20 protein-coding genes are annotated in these 18,118 nt (G+C 72.3%); 18 read left to right on the top strand and 2 right to left on the bottom strand.

Annotated features, from left to right (window positions below):
* The first annotated feature begins 15 nt into the window (after positions 1 to 15).
* From GXP71_RS02860 to GXP71_RS02880, 5 genes are all read left to right on the top strand, one after another.
* Positions 16 to 276: a hypothetical protein gene (locus GXP71_RS02860; protein ID WP_202924425.1), complete on the top strand. Its 261-nt coding sequence runs from the start codon at positions 16 to 18 to the stop codon at positions 274 to 276.
* An 83-nt stretch (positions 277 to 359) separates the two neighbouring features.
* Positions 360 to 698 carry a TadE/TadG family type IV pilus assembly protein gene (locus GXP71_RS02865; protein ID WP_238402577.1) on the top strand — a complete coding sequence of 113 codons (339 nt, stop codon included), beginning with the start codon at positions 360 to 362 and terminating at the stop codon, positions 696 to 698.
* A 290-nt stretch (positions 699 to 988) separates the two neighbouring features.
* Positions 989 to 1,396, top strand: a complete 408-nt coding sequence (locus tag GXP71_RS02870) for a pilus assembly protein (protein WP_370520972.1) — start codon at positions 989 to 991, stop codon at positions 1,394 to 1,396.
* A gap of 107 nt (positions 1,397 to 1,503) precedes the next feature.
* Entirely contained in the window at positions 1,504 to 1,983 is a 480-nt protein-coding gene (locus tag GXP71_RS02875; RefSeq protein ID WP_238402578.1) for a hypothetical protein, read from the top strand.
* Positions 1,984 to 2,063: 80 nt separating this feature from the next.
* Positions 2,064 to 2,558 (top strand): hypothetical protein, encoded by a 495-nt coding sequence (locus GXP71_RS02880; protein ID WP_162351425.1) that lies wholly within the window; start codon positions 2,064 to 2,066, stop codon positions 2,556 to 2,558.
* Positions 2,559 to 2,775: 217 nt separating this feature from the next.
* On the opposite strand, the gene dinB is transcribed toward GXP71_RS02880, so the two are convergent.
* Both dinB and GXP71_RS02890 read right to left on the bottom strand, forming a co-directional pair.
* Positions 2,776 to 3,978: a DNA polymerase IV gene (gene dinB / locus GXP71_RS02885; RefSeq protein WP_238402579.1), complete on the bottom strand. Its 1,203-nt coding sequence runs from the start codon at positions 3,976 to 3,978 to the stop codon at positions 2,776 to 2,778.
* Between the two features lie 309 nt (positions 3,979 to 4,287).
* Complete coding sequence (locus GXP71_RS02890) at positions 4,288 to 4,725, bottom strand: NUDIX hydrolase (protein ID WP_162351427.1); 438 nt, start codon at positions 4,723 to 4,725, stop codon at positions 4,288 to 4,290.
* A gap of 41 nt (positions 4,726 to 4,766) precedes the next feature.
* Here GXP71_RS02890 and prfB point away from each other — a divergent pair, with 41 nt between their 5' ends.
* From prfB to GXP71_RS02955, 13 genes are all read left to right on the top strand, one after another.
* The gene (prfB, locus tag GXP71_RS02895; protein WP_162351428.1) at positions 4,767 to 5,879 is read left to right on the top strand and encodes a peptide chain release factor 2; all 1,113 of its coding nucleotides are present in this window, start codon (positions 4,767 to 4,769) and stop codon (positions 5,877 to 5,879) included.
* A 386-nt stretch (positions 5,880 to 6,265) separates the two neighbouring features.
* Positions 6,266 to 7,393 (top strand): multiple monosaccharide ABC transporter substrate-binding protein, encoded by a 1,128-nt coding sequence (gene chvE / locus GXP71_RS02900; protein WP_124344511.1) that lies wholly within the window; start codon positions 6,266 to 6,268, stop codon positions 7,391 to 7,393.
* A gap of 78 nt (positions 7,394 to 7,471) precedes the next feature.
* Positions 7,472 to 9,019, top strand: coding sequence for a multiple monosaccharide ABC transporter ATP-binding protein (gene mmsA / locus GXP71_RS02905; protein WP_162351429.1), 1,548 nt, complete (start codon positions 7,472 to 7,474; stop codon positions 9,017 to 9,019).
* Positions 9,016 to 10,248, top strand: coding sequence for a multiple monosaccharide ABC transporter permease (mmsB, locus tag GXP71_RS02910; protein ID WP_162351430.1), 1,233 nt, complete (start codon positions 9,016 to 9,018; stop codon positions 10,246 to 10,248). Before mmsA ends, mmsB begins: the two co-directional genes overlap by 4 nt.
* Before the next feature lie 39 nt (positions 10,249 to 10,287).
* Entirely contained in the window at positions 10,288 to 11,532 is a 1,245-nt protein-coding gene (locus tag GXP71_RS02915; RefSeq protein ID WP_162351431.1) for an ROK family protein, read from the top strand.
* Positions 11,533 to 11,609: 77 nt separating this feature from the next.
* Entirely contained in the window at positions 11,610 to 12,389 is a 780-nt protein-coding gene (locus tag GXP71_RS02920) for an ATP-binding cassette domain-containing protein (protein WP_162351432.1), read from the top strand.
* A 178-nt stretch (positions 12,390 to 12,567) separates the two neighbouring features.
* Positions 12,568 to 13,257 (top strand): cell division ATP-binding protein FtsE, encoded by a 690-nt coding sequence (gene ftsE, locus GXP71_RS02925; protein ID WP_124342256.1) that lies wholly within the window; start codon positions 12,568 to 12,570, stop codon positions 13,255 to 13,257.
* Between the two features lie 9 nt (positions 13,258 to 13,266).
* Positions 13,267 to 14,181, top strand: a complete 915-nt coding sequence (ftsX, locus tag GXP71_RS02930) for a permease-like cell division protein FtsX (RefSeq protein ID WP_162351433.1) — start codon at positions 13,267 to 13,269, stop codon at positions 14,179 to 14,181.
* A 2-nt stretch (positions 14,182 to 14,183) separates the two neighbouring features.
* Positions 14,184 to 15,479 (top strand): M23 family metallopeptidase, encoded by a 1,296-nt coding sequence (locus GXP71_RS02935; protein WP_162351434.1) that lies wholly within the window; start codon positions 14,184 to 14,186, stop codon positions 15,477 to 15,479.
* A gap of 142 nt (positions 15,480 to 15,621) precedes the next feature.
* Entirely contained in the window at positions 15,622 to 16,092 is a 471-nt protein-coding gene (gene smpB / locus GXP71_RS02940; protein WP_124342253.1) for an SsrA-binding protein SmpB, read from the top strand.
* Positions 16,093 to 16,166: 74 nt separating this feature from the next.
* Positions 16,167 to 16,928: an alpha/beta fold hydrolase gene (locus GXP71_RS02945; protein ID WP_162351435.1), complete on the top strand. Its 762-nt coding sequence runs from the start codon at positions 16,167 to 16,169 to the stop codon at positions 16,926 to 16,928.
* Positions 16,925 to 17,674 (top strand): triacylglycerol lipase, encoded by a 750-nt coding sequence (locus GXP71_RS02950; RefSeq protein WP_238402580.1) that lies wholly within the window; start codon positions 16,925 to 16,927, stop codon positions 17,672 to 17,674. Before GXP71_RS02945 ends, GXP71_RS02950 begins: the two co-directional genes overlap by 4 nt.
* 117 nt (positions 17,675 to 17,791) lie before the next feature.
* A complete protein-coding gene (locus GXP71_RS02955; protein WP_162351436.1) occupies positions 17,792 to 18,115 on the top strand; it encodes a contact-dependent growth inhibition system immunity protein in 324 nt (107 codons plus the stop codon).
* Positions 18,116 to 18,118 lie beyond the last annotated feature (3 nt).

Raw genomic sequence — 18,118 nt, forward strand, 5'->3', positions numbered from 1 at the left:
GAGGAGACGCATCCGATGCTCACCGACCCGACGACGACCGGGCCGCTGCGGCGGCACGTCCGCACGGCGCGCCGCCTCCCGGGGGCGGCCCTCGCGGCCGGCCTGACCCGACGCTGGCTCACGGCCGCCGCGAGCGGGCGCGACCGCGGGGACGTGCCCGGCTGGGTGCTGGTCACGCTGATGACCGCGGGACTCGTCACGGCGCTGTGGCTCGTCGCGGAGCCCGCGCTGAGCCAGGTGTTCGACGACGCGATCACGAGCGTCACGGGCGACTGACGGCCGTCACCGCGCCGGAACGACGCGCACCGCTGGGGCGCCCGCTCGACAGCGCCGACGGAGGGTCAGCGGTCGTCGACTTCGTGCTCGTGGGAGCCCTCGTCACGGTGCTGTTCGTCGCGGTCGTCCAGCTCGCGCTCGTGCAGCACGTGCGGAACACGCTCGTCGACTGCGCCGCGGAAGGCGCGCGGTACGGCGCGCTCGACGGCCACGGACCCGCCGACGCGGTCACCCGGGCACGCGACCTCGTCACGCAGTCGCTGTCCGCGACCTACGCGGGTGACGTCCGGGCGGCCCGCACGACGCTCGACGGCGTGGACGTCGTCGAGGTGACCGTGACCGCACCCCTCCCGGTCGTCGGGCTCCTCGGGCCGCGGGACGCGCTGACGGTGCGCGGTCACGCGTACGCGGAGGACCAGTGACGGGCGTGCGGACGGTCGCGAGGCCCGAGCGCGCAGCGGTGCGCGTTCGCACGTCCGGCCGGCGCCGGCGTCCGAGCCGACCTCGTGCACGGCCTGGGGTCGCTGGTGCGCGCGCCGCGGCGGCCCGCGACGGCTCGGTCATGGCCCTGCCTCACCGACGATCCAGCGCGCGTGCGGACGTCGCCCCGACGCGTGACCTTGCAGCGCCGCGTGCGCAGGGCCAGGCCCGTGCCGCCTGCGGGGTGGGCGCCCGGCTGCGCGGCAGCGGTGGGTGGGACGACGGGAACGCCGTGCTCGAGTTCCTCGGGGTCGCGCTCGTGCTGCTCGTGCCGACCGTCTACCTCGTGCTGGTGCTCGGGCGGCTCCAGGCGGCGACGTTCGCGGTCGAGGGCGCGGCACGCGAGGCGGCGCGGACCGCCGTGGCCGCCGAGGATCCGCAGCAGGCGGCGGCACGTGCGGCGGCGGCGACAGGGGTGGCGCTGCGGGACCAGGGATTCGACGACGACCCGGCCGACGCGCTCCGACTGACGTGCACGTCGACCCCCTGCCTGGCCCCGGGCTCCCGCGTGACCGCGCGCGTCCAGGTGGTGGTGCCGCTGCCGTTCGTCCCGGACATGGTGCGCGACGTCGTCCCGCTCGAGGTCCCGGTGAGCGCCGAGCGGGTCGCGCCGGTCGACACCTACCGGGCACGCGGATGAGCCCGCGGGCCGGCGTGGCGGTGGGTCGGTGCGACCCACGGGCGACTCTCGGGGAAGAGGCGCGTCCGACGGCATCGTCGGACAGACGGTCGGGCCAGGTGGACGCCGTGATCCGGCGCCGGGTCGCCGCGGCCGGCGGCGGCGACGAGGGGCAGGTGCTGCTGCTGACGCTGGGGTTCGTCGTCGTGGCGCTGCTGCTCGTGCTCGTCGTCGCCGCGGCGACCGCCGTGCACCTGGACCGCAAGCGCCTCGTGGCCCTGGCCGACGTCGTGGCGCTCGACGCGGCGGACGCGCTCGCCGACCCCGGCTACTTCGCCCCCGGCGCCGGTCAGGGGGATCCGGCCCGAGGTGGGATCGACCTGTCGGACACCAGCGTCCGCACCGCTACCGAGCGCTACCTGCGCGAGAACCCGGCCGCGACGCAGCCGTTCGTGACCGTGCGCGTCCTGGAGGCGACCAGCCCGGACGGGCGGTCCGCGCACGTGCGGCTGGGGGCTGTCGTCCGGGTCCCGGTGGTCGGCGGCGTCCTGTCGGCATGGTCGGACGGCGTCACGGTCGAGGCCGAGTCGTCGGCGCGTGCCGAGTGACCTACCGCCGGCCAGCCCGATCGCCGTGTCCCCCCTTCGGGCCGGTGTCCGTCATTCCCTCATCCGACTCGGGAGGCGACATGCCCAAGACCGCCGACGCGTCCGTGGACTGGCACATGTTCATCGTCGGGCACGACATCGGAGAGCCCTACCTGGACGACCCCGTGGACGAGCACGGGGTGATCGGACGCGTGAAGCGCACCTACTGCACCGTCGTGACCGGCATCGCCACCGGATGCGTCCGGGTGACAACCGAGGCCCTTGACGGGCCCCCGGAGTCGGTCGACGACACGTGGGAGGACGTGGGCGAAGTCTCCCTGGAGACCTCCACGGAACTTCCCATGCGGGCTGCAGGCGTCGATCCCACCCCGGGCCAAGAGCCTCTCGACCCTCTCGATGCGCACGGGCCCGGCTGGTACCGGTTGCGCGTGCACGCACGGGGTCGTGACTCCTACTGGGACGGCTCGACGCTCGAGGTCCTCGAGCACTACCTGATCCTGAGCTGGCCCGCGCCCTACGCGCCGCCGGCAACGCTGCGCGCCACCTCGGAGGTGGGTCTCGGTCGACCAGCGTGAGCGAGCAGCACGACTGGTCTCCACTCCCCGCTCGACACCCGTCGTGCGGCGTGCAGGCTGACTCCGGACGCCCTGACGCACTCCGCGACGTGGGACGACGTAGCGAGCGCGGACATCGATCAGAACCCGGTGGTCGGCGGCGTCTTCTCGACGTGCCGGACGGCGCGAGCGGCGTCGTCGGTCGCCGTGCGGGCGCGGCGTGCGCAGCACGCAGGCGCTAGTCGGGGAGGAGGGGCACGGCGATGCCGTCGCCCGTGCGCAGCAGGCTCGCGCGGGTGACGGACTGCTTGCCGAACCGGTCGGCGACCGAGTCGAGGGTCGTGTCGAGCGCACCGAGGTCCGGGCCGTCGAGCGCGAGCTGCGGCTGCACGACGTCGTCGGACTCGAGGTTCGTCAGGGCGACGCCGACGAGGGTGAGCCCGCGCTCGCGGACGAGCGGGGCGACGGAGTCGAGGAGCGCGACGGCGGCGGCCGCGAGGTCGGTGCCCGACGAGGTCGCGTGCCGGAACGACCGCGACCGGGTGGCGCGGGTGTAGTCCTCGAAGCGCAGCCGCAGCACCACGGTCCGGGCGGTGCGGTGCGCGGTGCGCATGCGGCGCGCGACGCGGTCGACGAGCCCGAGCAGGGCGGCGTGGACGAACGCGGGGTCGTGCGGGCCGCGTCCCAGCGCGCGCTGGGCGCCGATCGAGCCGCGTCGTCGTCCCGTCTCGACACGTGACGGCGTCCGGCCGTGCACGACCGCGTGCAGGTGCCGCCCGGCGGCGGGGCCCAGGGCGCCGACCAGCACGGACTCGGGGAGCATCGCGATGTCCCCGGCGGTCCGCAGGCCGTAGCCGTGCAGCTTCGCGGCGGTGACCTCGCCGACGCCCCACAGCAGCTCGAGGGGGAGGGGGTGGAGGAAAGCGTCCTCGCGGTCGGGCGGGACGTGCACGAGGCCGTCGGGCTTGCCGACGCGTGAGGCGACCTTGGCGAGGAACGGGGTGCGTGCGACGCCGACGGTGATCGGCAGGCCGACCTCGTCGCGGACCTGGCGGCGCAGCCGCGCCGCGATCTCGACGGGCGGCACGTCGATGCGGTGCAGGCCCGCGACGTCGAGGAACGCCTCGTCGATCGACACGCCCTGGACCTGCGGCGTCGTCGCGTGGAAGAGCTCGAACACGGCACGGCTGGCCTCGACGTAGGCGTCGAAGCGGGGCCGCACCTCGACGAGGTCGGGGCACAGCGCGCGCGCCTGACGTCGGCTCATCGCGGTCTTCACGCCGCGTCGCTTGGCCTCGTACGAGCAGGCGAGGACGACGCCGCCCCCGACGGCGACCGGGTGCCCGCGCAGGCGGGGGTCGTCGCGCTGCTCGACCGACGCGTAGAACGCGTCGAGGTCGGCGTGCAGGATCGCCGCGCGACGGACTGGGGACTCGCTCACGAACACATGTTCGAACCGACCACCCACACGCCGCCACGGCTCGCGTGGAAACCATGTCGCGCCCGGCGCGACACACCTTCCACAGCGGATGTCGTAGCGCCGGGCGGGCGGCCGGCGCTACAGGGCGGGGGACCGGCGCGCGACGGGGTGGGGACCGGCGCGCGACGGGGTGGGACCGGCGCGCGACAGGGCGGGAGACCGGCGCGCGACAGGGTGGGACCGGCGCGCGACAGGGCGGGGGACCGGCGCGCGACGGGGGTGGGGACCGGCGCGCGGGGTGGGGGACCGGCGCGCGCGGGGGTGGGTCGGTCAGGCGGGGTCGAGCAGGAGGCCCGCCCAGCGGCGCGCCTCGTCGACGAGCTCGACGCGGTAGAGGTCGTCGAGCGCGTCGAGCGGCTGCCACGCGGCGAGGTCGGTGGACCCGTCGACCTCGTGCCGCAGGTCCCCGCCGACGACGTGCGCGCGGTAGACGATGCGCAGCAGCTGGGTCTTCTCGGTCATGGCCGTCGGGCCGAGCGCGGGGTCGACGACGAGCGAGGACACCCCGAGCAGCTCGTCGAGCGCGATGTCGTAGCCCGTCTCCTCGCGCACCTCGCGGACGGCGGCGTCGGCGGGGTCCTCGTAGGGGTCGATCCCGCCGCCGGGCATCGTCCACTTGGGGCCGACGCCGACCATGGGCGCGAGACGGGACAGGAGCATCCCGCGCTGGTCGACGACGACGGCGTACGCGCTCACCCGGATGGCCACGGTCCGAGGCTAGGGGACGACTGCGGGTAGCCTGGACGGTCGTGGCCACCACCGACTTCCCCGCCGAGATCCGCGAGCTGCGCACCACCCTGGAGTCCATCCAGGCGGTGAGCGACCCGACCGCGCTCAAGGCGAAGATCGCGGACCTGTCGGAGCAGGCGAGCGCCCCCAACCTGTGGGACGACCCCGACGCGGCGCAGAAGGTCACGAGCGCGCTGTCGGCGACGCAGGCGGAGCTGGACCGGGTGGCGAAGCTCGGGGGCCGCATCGACGACCTCGAGACGCTCGTCGAGCTGGGCGTCGAGATGGAGGACGAGGACAGCCTCGCCGAGGCCGAGGTCGAGCTGGTGGGCATCCGCAAGGACCTGGGCGAGCTCGAGGTCCGCACGCTGCTCAACGGCGAGTACGACCAGCGCGAGGCGGTCGTGACGATCCGCTCGGGTGCGGGCGGTGTCGACGCGGCGGACTTCGCGGAGATGCTGCTGCGGATGTACCTGCGCTGGGCGGAGCGGCACGGCTACCCGACGACGGTCCTCGACACGAGCTACGCCGAGGAGGCGGGCCTGAAGTCGGCGACGTTCGAGGTCAAGGCGCCGTACGCGTTCGGGCACCTGTCGGTCGAGGCGGGCACGCACCGGCTGGTGCGCATCTCGCCGTTCGACAACCAGGGCCGCCGGCAGACGTCGTTCGCGGCGGTCGAGGTGATCCCGCTGATCGAGGGCACGGACTCGGTCGAGATCCCGGAGTCGGAGATCAAGGTCGACGTGTTCCGGTCGTCGGGCCCGGGTGGGCAGTCGGTCAACACGACGGACTCCGCGGTCCGCATGACGCACATCCCGACGGGCATCGTCGTGTCGATGCAGAACGAGAAGTCGCAGATCCAGAACCGCGCGGCCGCGCTGCGCGTGCTCCAGTCCCGCCTGCTGCTGGTCCGCAAGGCGGAGGAGGACGCGAAGAAGAAGGAGCTCGCGGGCGACATCAAGGCGTCGTGGGGCGACCAGATGCGCTCGTACGTCCTGCAGCCGTACCAGATGGTCAAGGACCTGCGGACGGAGCACGAGGTCGGCAACCCGGCCGCGGTGTTCGACGGCGACATCGACGACTTCATCGAGGCCGGCATCCGCTGGCGTCGTTCGCAGACCGTCGAGGCCTGACGCCCCGCCGAGTCCTGAGGCCGCGCGGGGCGCTCGTCCCGCCCGTCCGCACGCGCTCGTCGCGACACCCCTCCGTCCGGGGACGTCGCGGCGAGCGCTTGCCGTTACCGCCTCCGGGACCAACGTCCCGGGGTCGTCGCCCAGGTCACCCAATGCCTTCGCATCGCGAAGTTAACCCTCACGGAGTACGTGGGAGCGCATCCACGCGCCCGGAAGACACAGGTTGGTAACGGAACTTGCACCGGGCTTGGCTTCGGGTCTTGAATTCAAACGACATGACCGGACGCGCGGACAGCGCGGACCAGGCAGTGGTCCGCACGGGTGTCGACGGGCAGTGACGCCCCGGACGACGCGACCGGACGGTGCACAACAGGGAGCGGACAACGATGTCTTTTGCATGGAGGAAGGTTGCCGTCGGCGTCGCCACGGCCGGCCTGATCGTCGGACTCTCGGCCTGCAGCCAGGAGCGTGAGCCGAGCGGCGACGAGACCGGCGGCGGCGCTGCCGAGGACACCCTCATCGGCATCGCGATGCCGACGAAGAGCCTCGAGCGCTGGAACCGTGACGGCTCGCACCTCGAGGAGCTGCTGCAGGACAACGGCTACGAGACGACGCTGCAGTACGCCGACAACAAGGTCGACCAGCAGATCACCCAGATCCAGAACATGATCAACCAGGGCGCCGACGTCCTGGTCATCGCGTCGATCGACGGCACGGCCCTCGCGCCGGTCCTCGAGGACGCCGCGGCGGCCGACATCACGGTCATCGCGTACGACCGCCTCATCAACGACACGCCGAACGTCGACTACTACGCGACGTTCGACAACGAGAAGGTCGGCACGCTCCAGGGCCAGTTCATCGAGGAGGCCCTCGACCTCAAGAACGCCGCGGGGCCGTTCAACCTCGAGCCGTTCGCCGGCTCGCCGGACGACAACAACGCCAAGTTCTTCTTCTCCGGCGCGTGGGACGTCCTGCTGCCCTACGTCGAGGCGGGCAAGCTCGTCGTCCCGTCCGGCAAGGCGCCCGCGTCGAACGACGACTGGGCCTCCATCGGCATCCAGGGCTGGGGCTCCGACACCGCCCAGGCCGAGATGGAGAACCGCCTCAACTCGTTCTACGGCGGCGGCCAGAAGGTCAACGTCGTCCTGTCGCCCAACGACTCGCTGGCCCTCGGCATCGCCCAGGCCCTCGAGGGCGCCGGCTACGCGCCGGGCGAGGGCTACCCGGTCCTCACCGGCCAGGACGCCGACCAGGCGAACGTGCTCAACATGCTCGCCGGCAAGCAGTCGATGACGGTCTGGAAGGACACCCGCGCGCTGGGTGACCAGGTCGCCAAGATGGTCGACCAGATCGTCAAGGGCGAGACGGTCGACGTCAACGACGAGGAGACGTACGACAACGGCAACAAGGTCGTCCCGACCTACCTGCTCGACCCGGAGGTCGTGACCCCCGACACGGTCGAGTCGGTGCTGGTGGAGTCCGGCTTCTACAAGGCCGAGGACCTCGGTCTCTGATCCCGACCCGGGCCGCCGGCGCGCACACCACGCGCCGGCGGCCCGCACGGCCGTGACGGACCATCGAGCGAGGGGCACATGACCACCGACCACATCCTCGAGATGCGGAGCATCACCAAGAAGTTCCCCGGCGTGATCGCGCTGGCGGACGTGAACCTCTCGGTGAGCCGCGGCGAGGTGCACGCGATCTGCGGAGAGAACGGCGCCGGCAAGTCGACGCTGATGAAGGTGCTCTCGGGCGTCTACCCGCACGGCACCTACGAGGGCGACATCGTCTTCGACGGCCAGGTCGTGGAGTTCAAGGGCATCCGGGACTCCGAGCACCACGGCATCGTCATCATCCACCAGGAGCTCGCGCTCAGCCCGTACCTGTCGATCGCCGAGAACATCTTCCTCGGCAACGAGCAGGCCGAGCGGGGCGTCGTCGACTGGAACAGGACCAACTCCGAGGCCGCGAAGCTGCTCGCACGCGTGGGCCTCGACGAGCGTCCTGACACCAAGATCGTCGACATCGGCGTCGGCAAGCAGCAGCTCGTGGAGATCGCCAAGGCGCTCTCCAAGGAGGTCAAGCTGCTGATCCTCGACGAGCCGACGGCAGCGCTCAACGACGAGGACTCCGCGCACCTGCTCGGCCTCATCGACGGGCTGCGCGAGCACGGCATCACCTCGATCATCATCAGCCACAAGCTGAACGAGATCGAGGCCATCGCCGACACCACGACGATCATCCGCGACGGCAAGACCATCGAGACGCTCGACATGCGCGGCGCCGACAGGGTCAGCGAGGAGCGGATCATCCGCGGCATGGTCGGGCGCTCGCTCGACAACCGGTTCCCGGACCACACGCCGAACATCGGCGAGGAGGTCCTGCGCATCGAGGACTGGACGGTCCACCACCCCATCGACCAGACCCGCAAGGTCGTCGACAGCGCGTCGCTCAGCGTCCGCCGCGGGGAGATCGTCGGCGTCGCGGGCCTGATGGGCGCAGGGCGCACCGAGCTCGCGATGAGCCTCTTCGGCCGCTCCTACGGCGCACGCGTCAGCGGGCGCGTCTTCAAGGACGGCAAGGAGATCGACCTGCGGAACGTCGGGGCGGCCATCCGGCACGGCATCGCCTACGCGACCGAGGACCGCAAGCGGTTCGGGCTCAACCTCATCGACACGATCCAGCACAACGTGTCCGCGTCCGCGCTCGGCAAGCTCGCGCGGCTCGGCGTGGTGGACCGCCGGCAGGAGGAGAAGGTCGCCGAGCGGTACCGCAAGGAGCTCAACATCAAGACGCCGACCGTGTCGGCGCTCGTCGGCAAGCTGTCCGGCGGCAACCAGCAGAAGGTCGTGCTGAGCAAGTGGATCTACGCGGATCCGGACGTGCTCATCCTCGACGAGCCCACGCGCGGCATCGACGTGGGAGCCAAGTACGAGATCTACGGGATCATCAACCGGCTCGCGGACGCGGGGAAGGGCGTCATCGTCATCTCCTCCGAGCTGCCGGAGCTGATCGGGATCTGCGACCGCATCTACGCGCTCAGCCAGGGCCGGGTGACGGGTGAGGTCGCCCGTGACGACGCCACGCAGGAGCGCCTCATGCAGTACATGACCATGGAGAAGGACGTGACGGCCCGATGACCACGGACACCAACCTCGCACCGGCGGCCCCTCCGGGGTCGAAGCCGCGCGTGCCGCTGTCGCAGCGCATGCAGGGCCTCGGTGGGAACGCTCGCCAGTACGGCATCTTCGGCGCGCTCGTCGTGATCGTCCTGCTGTTCCAGGTGCTCACCGACGGCAAGCTGCTGCTCGCCAACAACGTCGCGGCGCTGTTCCAGCAGAACGCGTACGTGATGATCCTCGCCATCGGCATGGTCATGGTGATCGTCGCCGGGCACATCGACCTCTCCGTCGGGTCGGTGGTCGCGTTCGTCGGCGGCATCGTGGCGGTCTCGATGCGCGACTTCGACATGCCGTGGGTCGTCGCGATCCTCATCGGCCTGGCGGTCGGCGGCGTCGTGGGCGCCTGGCAGGGCTACTGGGTGGCGTACGTCGGGATCCCCGCGTTCATCGTCACGCTCGCCGGCATGCTCGTGTTCCGCGGGCTCGCGCTCGTCATCGTCGGCGAGACCGTCGCCGGCCTGCCGTCGCAGTTCATCGCGATCTCGAAGGGCTCGCTGCCGAACTTCCTCGGGTTCGCCAGCAACATGGACGTCGTGACGCTCCTCATCGGGGCGCTCGCGATCGTCGCGATCGTGGTCTCGCAGCTGCGGGCGCGCACGTCGCTGCGCAAGCACGAGCTGTACGTCGAGCCGCTCGGCGCGTTCGTGGCGAAGCTCGCGCTGATCGCGGTCGGCATCGGCATCCTCACGGTGATCCTGTCGTTCTCCGCGGGCGGCACCCCGATCGTGCTCGTCATCGTCGGCGTGCTCGTCGTCGCCTACACGTTCCTCATGGGGCGCACGGTGTTCGGCCGGCACATCTACGCGATCGGCGGCAACCGGCTCGCGGCCGGCCTGTCGGGCGTCAACACGCGTCGCGTGGACTTCTGGATCTTCGTGAACATGGGCGTGCTCGCGGGTGCGGCGGCCATCGTGACGACCGCCCGTGCCGGTGCGGCCATCGCGGCGGCGGGCCAGAACTTCGAGCTCGACGCGATCGCCGCGTGCTTCATCGGCGGTGCGGCGGTCACCGGGGGCATCGGCCGGATCTCCGGCGCGATCGTCGGTGCGCTCATCATGGGCGTGCTCAACATGGGTCTGTCGATCATGTCGGTCGACCCGTCCTGGCAGATGGCGATCAAGGGCCTCGTGCTGCTCCTCGCCGTCGCGTTCGACCTGATCAACAAGCGGCGTGCCGGGACGCAGTAGCGTCCTGACGGTCCCGACGGCGCGGTAGGTTCTGGCCCCGTGAGCAGGCGAGCAGCGGCAGCCGGCTCGCAGTCGTCCCTGCGCGAGGCGAACCGCGTCCTCGTCGTCGAGACCGTCAAGCGGTACGGCGGGCTCACCCAGGTCGAGCTCGCCACCGCCACCGGCCTGTCGCAGGCCACGGTGTCGACGATCGTCCGCGAGCTCCTCGCCGCGGGCGTCGTCGACACCGCGAGCACCACCCGCAGCGGGCGGCGTGCCCAGATGGTCACGCTCGCCCGCCGCGTGGGTCTGGCGGTCGGTGTCCACATCGGGCACCGGCACCTGCGCGTCGTCCTCGGGGACTTCACGCACGAGGTCATCGCCGAGCAGACGCTCCCGCTGCCGGCGGAGCACCGGGTCGACACGAGCCTCGACCGGGTCGCGCTGCTCGTCGTCGACCTGCTGGAGCGGGTCGGCGCGACGCTCGACGACGTCGTCGGCCTCGGCGTCGGGGTGCCCGTGCCCGTGGACTCGTCCACGGGCCTGCTGTCGGTCCGCGGCCTGATGCCCGGCTGGGACGACGTGCACGTCGGGCAGGTGCTGTCCAAGCGGCTCGGGCTGCCCGTGTACGTGGACAACGACGCGAACCTCGGCGCGATCGCCGAGTCCACCCTCGGGGCGTCCCGCCAGCACAGCGACTCGGTGTACGTGCGCGTGTCGCACGGCGTCGGTGCGGGCATCGTCATCGGCGGGCACCTGCACCGCGGCGCCGGGGGCGCGGCGGGCACCATCGGGCACGTCCCCGTCCAGTTCCCGGGTGACCCGTGCCGGTGCGGGAACGCGGGCTGCCTCGACACCGTCGTCGGCGCCCCCGCGCTCTTCGAACGCCTGCGCACCAGCCACGGCACGCTCGCCCTGCGGGACGTCGTCCAGCGCACGCGCGACGGCGACGAGCGGTGCGCGCAGGTCGTCGCCGAGGCGGGCGTCGCGATCGGCCGGGTCGTCGCGGGTCTCGGCGCGACCGTCGATCCCCAGGTCGTCGTCGTCGGCGGCGAGCTCGCCGACACGGGGGAGGTGCTGCTGGGGCCGCTCCGCGCCGCCGCGCGCCGCACCGTGGTCCTCAACCGGTTCGTGCCGCTCGAGGTCGTGCCGGCCGCGCTCGGCTCACGGGCCGAGGTGGTGGGTGCGCTCGCGCTCGCGCTGCGGTCCACGGACGTACCGTTACGTGTCGACGTCGACCTCGACACCGACGTCGACTCCGGCACCGACGACGACGTCGGGCCCGCGACCGCGGGGCTCGCATGAAGCCGGAGGCTTGACGTGGTGCGGTGCGCGCCATTCACTGCACGCAGGGCGTGCCCGACGGGGAGCAGGTGAACGAGATGAGCAGCGACGTCCCCCTGCTCTCGATGCGAGGCATCACCAAGCGCTTCAGCGCCGTCGAGGCGCTGGTGGACGTCGACCTCGACGTGCACGCGCACGAGATCGTGGCGCTCGTCGGCGACAACGGCGCGGGCAAGTCGACCCTCGCGAAGATGATCTCCGGTGTCCTCGCGCCCGACTCGGGACTCATCGAGATCGACGGCGAGCAGCGGACGATCCCGTCCGCCATCGCGGCGCGCGAGCTCGGCATCGCCACGGTCTTCCAGGACCTCGCGCTGTGCGAGAACCTCGACGTCACGTCCAACCTCTTCCTGGGCCGGGAGCTGCGCAGCGGTGCCGCGCGGGACGACGGGCAGATGGAGCTCATCGCGCGCCAGGTGCTGCGCGACCTCAACAGCCGCATCCCGTCGGTCCGGTCGCCGCTGTCGTCGCTGTCGAAGGGGCAGCGGCAGTCCGTCGCGATCGCGCGCACGCTCATCGGCAGCCCCCGGATCGTCGTGCTCGACGAGCCGACCGCGTCGCTGTCCGTCGGGCACACGGCCGAGGTGCTGGTGCACATCGAGCGGTTGCGCGACCTCGGCCTCGGGGTCCTGCTCATCTCGCACAACATGAACGACGTCCGGGCGGTCGCCGACCGCATCGTCGTCCTGAGGCACGGCCGGAACAACGGCGTGTTCGACGCCGCGCACGTCAGCCACGAGGTGATCCTCGCGGCGATCACGGGCGCGACGGAGTCGGAGATGGTGACCGGGCCGCTGTCGACGCTGCTGCGCCGCTGACCGGGAGACCGGCCCGGTTCGGGCTGTTCGTCCGAGTCGTCCCGCGCGTCGTCGTCCCGGGCGACGAACTCACAGGTCGCGTGCGGCGTGTCACACGGGGGGTGTCCCCACGCCGCTGCCTACGCTCGACGAGGCCAGCAGCAGCACCCCGTTCCCCGACCCTGGCCGCACCGGTGCAGTGATCCGATTCGAGAACGTCACCAAGGTCTACGCGCGCGGCGCCCGCCCCGCGCTGGACCGCGTGTCCCTGGACGTCGAGCGCGGCGAGTTCGTCTTCCTCGTCGGCGCGTCCGGCTCCGGCAAGTCCACGTTCCTGCGCCTCGTGCTGCGCGAGGAGCGGGCGTCGGCCGGTCGGGTCTTCGTCGCCGGCAAGGAGCTCGGCACGCTGTCGTCGTGGCGCGTGCCGCACCTGCGCCGCCAGATCGGCGCCGTCTTCCAGGACTTCCGCCTGCTGCCCAACAAGTCGGTGTTCGAGAACGTGGCGTTCGCGCTGCAGGTCATCGGCAAGCCCCGGCACCACATCCTCACGACCGTCCCCGACGTGCTCGAGATGGTCGGGCTGTCCGGCAAGGAGAAGCGTCGGCCGCACGAGCTCTCGGGCGGTGAGCAGCAGCGCGTCGCGATCGCGCGCGCGTTCGTCAACCGGCCGAGCATCCTGCTGTGCGACGAGCCCACGGGGAACCTCGACCCGACGACCTCCCTGGGGATCATGCGCCTGCTGGACCGCATCAACCGCACCGGCACGACGGTCGTCATGGCCACGCACGACGACGAGATCGTCGACCAGATGCGCAAGCGCGTGATCGAGCTCTCGACCGGCCAGATGGTGCGCGACCAGTCGCGCGGCGTCTACGGCTCGGACCGCTGAGGGGGAGCCGTGCGCGTCCAGTTCATCCTCTCGGAGATCGCCCAGGGCCTCCGCCGCAACCTGTCGATGACGGTGTCCGTCATCCTCGTCACCTTCGTGTCGCTCACGTTCGTCGGTTCGGCCGCGCTGCTGCAGCTGCAGATCGGCAAGATGAAGGACGACTGGTACGACAAGGTCGAGGTCTCCGTCTTCCTCTGCCCGCAGAACTCGTCGGAGCCGACGTGCGCGTCGGGCGAGGTCACCGACGAGCAGCGCGCCGACATCCGGACGGCGCTCGACGCCCCCGAGATCGCTCCCTTCGTCGAGCACGTGTACGAGGAGACGAAGGAGCAGGCGTTCGCCGCGTTCCAGGAGCAGTTCGCCGACCAGTTCTGGGCGTCCGCCGCGACGGCCGACGACATGAACTCGTCGTACCGGATCAAGCTGACCGACCCGCAGAAGTACCAGGTCGTCGCCGACGTCGTCTCGGGGCGACCGGGCGTCGAGGAGGTGCAGGACCAGCGACGGCTGTTCGACAAGCTGTTCCTCGTCCTCAACCGCGCGACGCTGCTCGCCGGTGGGCTCGCGGCCGTCATGCTGCTCGCGGCGGTCCTGCTCATCACGACCACGATCCGCCTGTCCGCGCTGAGCCGCCGCCGCGAGACCGGGATCATGAAGCTCGTCGGCGCGTCCACGATCTTCATCCAGCTGCCGTTCATGCTCGAGGGTGCGCTCGCCGCGACCGTCGGGGCGCTCCTCGCGGTGGGCGGGCTCTGGCTGGGCGTCGAGTACCTCGTGACCGACTGGCTCGGTGCGTCCGTCGGCTGGATCCCGTACGTGAGCACCGCCGACGTGCTCGCCGTCGCACCCGCGCTCGTCGCCGTCGCGATCCTGCTCGCGGCGATCTCGTCGCTCGTGACCCTCAGCCGCTACACGAAGGTGTGACCGTGGCCCGTCGTCGTCTGCCTGCCGTGCTCGCCGCGTTCGCGCTCGTGGCGGGGATCGCCGTCGCGTCGCCCGCGCTCGCCGACCCGATCGACGACCGCCGCAAGGCCGCCGAGCAGAGGGCCGCCGCGAACGCGAAGGCGCAGGCCGACGCCGAGGCCGCGATGGAGGGCCTCGACGCGAACCTGCAGGCCACCGCGAGCAGGCTGCTCGACCTGCAGGCGCAGATCCCCGCGGCCCAGGCGAAGCTCGACGAGGCGAAGGCCGCGCTCGAGAAGGCGCAGCGCGAGGCGGCGCTCATCGCCGCACGGCTCGTCGACGCCCAGGAGCAGCAGGTCACGCTCTCCGCCAAGATCCAGACGGACACGGACGAGGCCGCCAAGATGCGCGCGGCGATCGGGCAGATGGCGCGCGAGGCGTACCGCGGCGGGGGAGAGGTGTCCGGCGTCAGCGTGATCCTCGACGCGCAGAGCACCGAGGACTTCGTCCAGAAGTACGGCCTCGTCTCGACCGCGCTGCGCACGCAGGCGCAGGTGCTCGACGCGCTCAAGGCCGCCGAGGCCAGCAACCGCAACGCGCAGGCGCGGCTCGACGCGGTCGAGGAGCGGATCGCCGAGCTCAAGGCCGAGGCCGACCAGAAGGTCGTCGAGGCCGACCAGGCGCGCGAGTCCGCCGCGGACGCGAAGGCGAGCCTCGACGCGCTCGTCGCCGAGCAGCAGGCGCAGCAGGCGTCGCTCGAGTCGCAGAAGTCCGCGCTGGCGGCCGCGCTCGCCCAGATGGACGCCGAGGCCAAGGCCATCGAGAACGAGCTGCGCGCCGCGATCGACGCGCAGCGCGCCCGCGACGCGGCCGCCGGCAAGCCGCAGCCCGCACCCGGGCCCGTCGGCGGCGGCCTGTTCGGCAACCCCACGAGCATCAGCCCGATGTACGTGACCTCGGAGTACGGCATGCGCCTGCACCCGACGCTCGGGTACGTGCGCCTGCACGCCGGGATCGACCTGCGCACCTACTGCAACACCAAGGTCTACGCGGGCCGCGCGGGGACCGTGACCTGGGCCAAGACCCGCTTCGGGTTCGGCAACCAGGTGATGATCGACAGCGGGTTCGTCAACGGCAACGCCGTGTCCGCGTCCTACAACCACCTCACGTCGTTCGCGGTGGCGACCGGCCAGCGCGTCGAGCGTGGGCAGCTCATCGGCTACTCGGGCAACACCGGGACGTCGGCTGCCTGCCACCTGCACTTCGAGGTGTACGTCAACGGGGCGACGACGAACCCTCGGCCGCTGCTCGGCCTCTGACGGCCCCTGGTCTCCCGTCCGCTGCGCCGGTGGCGTAAAGCGGTGGTGGGCGCCGGGGCGGCAGGTAGGCTGCTGCGGCACCGCTGAGCGGCGGGCGGCTTTCCGTCGCCCCGCTCGACGAACGACGGACGGAGGCCGGGACGTGGCCAAGGAGACAGGGCGCAAGCTCGTGGCCGCGAACCGCAAGGCCCGGCACGACTACACCATCGAGGACGTGTTCGAGGCCGGCGTCGTCCTCACCGGCACCGAGGTCAAGGCGCTCCGCGCCGGGCGCGCGTCCCTCGTCGACGGCTGGTGCGAGATCGAGGGGTCCGAGGCGTACCTGCACGGCGTGCACATCCCCGAGTACTCGCAGGGCACCTGGACCAACCACGCCCCGCGGCGCAAGCGCAAGCTGCTGCTGCACCGCGAGGAGATCGACCGGCTCGAGTCCCGCACGCGCGAGAAGGGCCACACGATCGTGCCTCTCGCGCTGTACTTCCTCGACGGCCGCGCGAAGGTCGAGATCGCGCTCGCCCGCGGCAAGAAGGACTGGGACAAGCGCCAGGCCCTGCGCGAGCGGCAGGACAACATGGAGGCGCAGCGCGCCATGCGGGAGCTCCGCGACCGCTGAGACGTGGTCCTTCTCACCCGTCCGGACGCGTCCCCCGCCGTGCGTCCACCCGTGCCTGCGACGACGATCGGGGCATGACCACGAGCCCTGCCCGCACGACCCCGGCCCTCCCGTGGGTCGTCGAGGAGCACGGCAGCCCCCGCGGGACCACGACGCAGGTGCTCGTGCACGGCATCGGCGTCTCCGCGCGGTACTTCCGCCCTCTCGCGCGCGCTCTCTCCGCCGACGCGCACGTCCTCGTGCCCGAGCTGCCCGGGTTCGGCCGCTCGCCCCGGCCCGACGAGGCACCCAGCATCACCGAGCTCGCGGACGGGCTCGTCGACCAGCTCGCCGCGCGCGGCGTCCGGCGCGCCGTCCTCACCGGTCACTCGATGGGGGCGCAGGTGGTGGCCGAGGCCGCGCGCCGGCACCCGGACGTCGCGGAGCGCGTCGTGCTGCTCGGGCCGGTCGTCGACCCCAGCGCCCCCACCGCCGTCGCGCAGGCCCTGCGGCTCGCGAGGGACTCCGTGCACGAGCCGCTCCGGGCGAACGCCATCGTCTTCAGCGACTACCTCCGGGCGGGCGTCCGGTGGTACGCCCGGCAGCTGCCTCACATGCTCGACTTCGCGACCGACGCGGCGGTCGCCGAGATCCGTTGCCCGGTCGTCGTCGTGCGCGGCGCGCGCGACCCGATCGCGACCGACGGGTGGGTCCGCCGGCTCGCCGACACCGCCCCGGACGGTCGCGCGCTCGTCGTGCCGGACGCCGCGCACGTCGTCCAGTACGCGCGGGCCGCCGTCGTCGCGGAGGTCTGTCGCGGCGGGACCTCGAGCGGCGCGCACGTGGTCCGGTCGTGACCACCTCACCGCCGCCGACGGACCGGCCCGGGAGCGACGCCCTCGGCCGCGCCCTGCCGGGTGACGTCGTGCGGCGCACGTGGTGGCGCGTCGCCGACTACGCGTACGCGGGGTGGTACCAGGTGCTCGGCGTGCTGCATCCCGGCGAGCCCGACCGCTACCTGCAGCCCGACCGGCCGACCACGCCCGAGGTCGTCCTCGTCCCCGGCGTCATGGAGCCGTGGCCGTTCCTCCAGCCGCTCGCGCACCGGCTCTTCCAGGCCGGGCACCCGGTGCACGTCGTGCCGGGCCTCGGCTACCACGTGCAGGACCTCGCCGAGGCCGCCCGGGTCGTCGCCGAGCTGATCCACGACCGCGACCTGCGCGACGTCGTCGTCGTCGCCCACTCCAAGGGCGGGCTCGTCGGCAAGCGGCTGCTTAGCGAGCCCGCCGTCGCCGACCGGGTGTGCGGCGTCGTCGCCGTCGCCACGCCGTTCGCCGGGTCCCGGCTCGCCCGGCTCCTCCCGCTGCGGTCCCTCCGGATCTTCCGACCCGACCACCCCGACATCGTCGGGCTCGCGCGCGTCGTCGACGTCGACGAGCGCATCGTGTCCGTCTTCTCGCGCTGGGACCCGCACGTGCCCGAGGGGTCGATGCTCGCCGGTGCGCAGAACGTCGAGCTGCGGACCCCCGGTCACTTCCGCGTCCTCGCCGACCCGGACCTGCCCGACGTGGTCCTCGACGCGGTCCGCCGCCTCGCCCGCTGACGATCGCGGGCGCCGCTCGCGGGCCGGGGTGCGGTCGCCGCGCCGATGACGAGCGCTAGGGTGCGGCGACGAGCCGCCGAACAGCGGCGACGGGGTGTGCTGAGCCGAGGGGGCCGGGTGGGGCAGAGTCACGGGCGGCGCCGTCCACGTCCGCGGGACGACATCCGCTCTCTCGCCGAGGCCTACTTCCACCAGGACCACGACCTGGACGCGGACGACCCCCTCGACGTCGTCCGCGCGTTCGTGCGGGCCGAGGGGGAGGAGGTCGTCGGTGGCCTGCGACGCGAGATCGTCCGGCTGCTCGACCACGCCGGCGACGGTGAGGTGCCGGCGTCGGCCTGGATCGTCTCGACCACCGTCTCCTACGACCCGCGGCGTGACGGCGTCTCGATCAGGGAGTGGTTCGACGCGATCGTCGCGGTCGTGGACGGCCGTCGCTAGACC

It is taken from the genome of Cellulomonas sp. H30R-01, from assembly GCF_010119915.1.
GTDB lineage: Bacteria > Actinomycetota > Actinomycetes > Actinomycetales > Cellulomonadaceae > Cellulomonas > Cellulomonas algicola.

Coding starts and splice junctions, on each gene's coding strand:
- GXP71_RS02860 (WP_202924425.1), top strand. CDS start 16: ATGCTCACCGACCCGACGACGACCGGGCCGCTGCGGCGGCACGTCCGC.
- GXP71_RS02880 (WP_162351425.1), top strand. CDS start 2,064: ATGCCCAAGACCGCCGACGCGTCCGTGGACTGGCACATGTTCATCGTC.
- chvE (WP_124344511.1), top strand. CDS start 6,266: ATGTCTTTTGCATGGAGGAAGGTTGCCGTCGGCGTCGCCACGGCCGGC.
- mmsA (WP_162351429.1), top strand. CDS start 7,472: ATGACCACCGACCACATCCTCGAGATGCGGAGCATCACCAAGAAGTTC.
- mmsB (WP_162351430.1), top strand. CDS start 9,016: ATGACCACGGACACCAACCTCGCACCGGCGGCCCCTCCGGGGTCGAAG.
- GXP71_RS02920 (WP_162351432.1), top strand. CDS start 11,610: ATGAGCAGCGACGTCCCCCTGCTCTCGATGCGAGGCATCACCAAGCGC.
- GXP71_RS02945 (WP_162351435.1), top strand. CDS start 16,167: ATGACCACGAGCCCTGCCCGCACGACCCCGGCCCTCCCGTGGGTCGTC.